Source organism: Bacillus sp. P4_D3 (genome assembly GCF_056401855.1).
On record NZ_JBFUIN010000460.1, the window covers coordinates 1 to 2,488 of the forward strand.

Below are 2,488 nucleotides of genomic sequence, written 5' to 3' on the forward strand. Positions count from 1 at the left end.
AAAAAAAGCTGCTCTAGCGCAGTTTTATAACTATGCTAGAGCAGCTTTCTTATCATTAAAAGTAACGTTTCTTCCAAAAAACAAATGCTAAAGTGAAAGATAATGTTACACATATTATAAGTACAATTACAAAACCATATGCTTCCCCTTCAAATGGAACCTTTACATTCATTCCAAAGAAACTAGAAACCATCGTTGGTAATGATAAAATGATTGTAATAGAAGTCAACAGTTTCATAACACTATTTAAATTGTTAGAAATAACCGAACTAAATGTATTCATCATTCCACTTAAGATGTGACTATATATTTCCGCCATTTCAATAGCCTGCTTATTTTCAATTAATACATCTTCTAGTAAATCTTGATCGTCTTCATACATTTTCAAAAATGTACTGTTTCGCATTAATTTTTGAATTACAATTTTATTTGCCTTTAATGATGTTGTAAAATAAACTAAACTTTTTTCAAGGCCGAGCAATGTGAAAATTTCTTTATTTTTCATCGACTTATTTAATTGGTGCTCTAAATCGATTGTTTTTCGATTAATTTGCTTTAAGTACCTTAAATAATAAGTAGAAATTGTATATAAGAGCTGAAGTGCGAAGCGCGTCTTTTTAAACGTATAAAATTCTTTAATACGTTGATTAATAAAGCGTTCAAAAATTGGATTTTCTTCTAAGCAAATAGTAACAAAACAATCTGGCATTACAATCATACCTATTGGAATCGTGTCATAAATTGAATTTCCTTCTTCATCATGTCTGACTGTCGGAATATCCACGATAATTAAAGTATTATTGTCTTCCTTTTCAATACGAGAGCGTTCTTCATCATCCAAAGGGTCTTTAATGAAATCTAAGTCTACATTTAAAGTTTGTACTAGATACTGAATTTCTTCTTCTGTTGGATGAAGTACATTAATCCAGCAGCCCTTTTGCATTTCCTCAATCTCTTGTAGTTTTCCGTTTCGGTCTGTTAAATAAATATTTAACATACTATCACCCCGATTCTTTTTACATGTGGGAATCTACCTCACTTAAACAACAGTTTTTGAACCGCTATTTTCAGCATATGAAACAAACGATTAAATTTCAATAGAAAAATTATTTTGAAAACGTTTTTTTAAGAAAAATCTTGTAAACATAGAAAAAGACAGAGTGTTCTCTGCCTTTTAAAAAGCTTATGTTGCCTTTATAACATATTTAGAAAGCATCCACAAGTTAAAGCCGACTGAAATCGTATAGCCAGCGTATGTTGAAATGATAAAACTTACATAATCAAAATACGGTAGCAATACAATATTTAAAACTATCTTCACAGTTATTCCGATTACTAATCCTAGCACTGTTTTCTGTTGTTGATTAATTCCTTGTAACATGGCCGCGGTTACTGTAAATAGTGAGAATAGTATACAAGCAGGAGCATAATACTGCAAAATAATACTGCCCATCTCTGGATCATTTCCCGCACCAAATAAAAGAGTATACACTGGTTTTGCTAAAACCATCATTCCAATCGCCGCCGGTACGGTAATTCCTACCACTAATAAATTTGTCCTTGTAAGGTGTTTATACAGTAGCTTCTCATTTCCCGCTGTATAAGCTTTCGTCATTTCAGGTACAAGGGACATACTAAAAGCCGTTGCAACAGAAACCGGGATAAGTACAACCATCTGAACAAGACCAATTATCGCATTAATCTTTTCAGCTTCTCCTTGCATATATCCTATTTGTATAAGTAGTTTATTAATTGTAAATGTATCAATTGTCTGATACAACGGAATTGCTAAACCAACCACAACAAACGGTATTGAATATGTAAAGAGCTCCTTATATAACGAGAAAAAAGATTTCGTTGTTTGTGGTATACTTGCCATCTCTTTTTTCTTTAAATGTTTTCTCCTTCTTATATAATACGCACTTAAAACACTTAATCCACCTAGTGCTCCCATAAATGCTCCAAACGTTGAAATACCAACTGCCAACGAAACAGAAGCTTTTATGACATATAAAACGACAAAGCTTCCTATCAAAATAGTTAAGACCCGAAAAAATTGCTCTACAACTACACTGAGCGCAGAAGGTCCCATAGATTGAAAACCTTGAAAGAAACCACGTAACAAGCTCATTACAGGAACGAGTAATAACGCAAAACTTACAATTTGAATATTGTAAGTGACCGCCGTTACACTATTCCCCGACTGATCGTTTCCATCGATTACAAGTTCAGCTAAATGCGGCGCTAACATATATAACGTAAAACACGAGATAACCCCCATTAAAAGCATAAAAACAATACCACTCTTTAATACTCTTTTAACCGTATGATAATCATTGAGTTGATCATATTTTGATACCATTTTCGAAACGGCAAGTGGCAATCCCATCGTTGCAATACTAAGCATAATTGTATAAGGACGGTATGCATACGTATATAATACGTACCCACTCGTACCCACCATTGCTGTAAATGGTATAACATATAT

At 32.9% G+C, this 2,488-nt stretch carries 2 protein-coding genes; both read right to left on the bottom strand.

From position 1 onward, the window contains the following. Window positions 1–55 precede the first annotated feature (55 nt). The gene (locus AC1DTM_RS22715; RefSeq protein WP_002148556.1) at window positions 56–997 is read right to left on the bottom strand and encodes a magnesium transporter CorA family protein; all 942 of its coding nucleotides are present in this window, start codon (window positions 995–997) and stop codon (window positions 56–58) included. A gap of 186 nt (window positions 998–1,183) precedes the next feature. Beyond that, on the bottom strand, window positions 1,184–2,488 hold a 1,305-nt coding region (locus AC1DTM_RS22720; protein ID WP_477000942.1), incomplete at its 5' end, for a polysaccharide biosynthesis protein.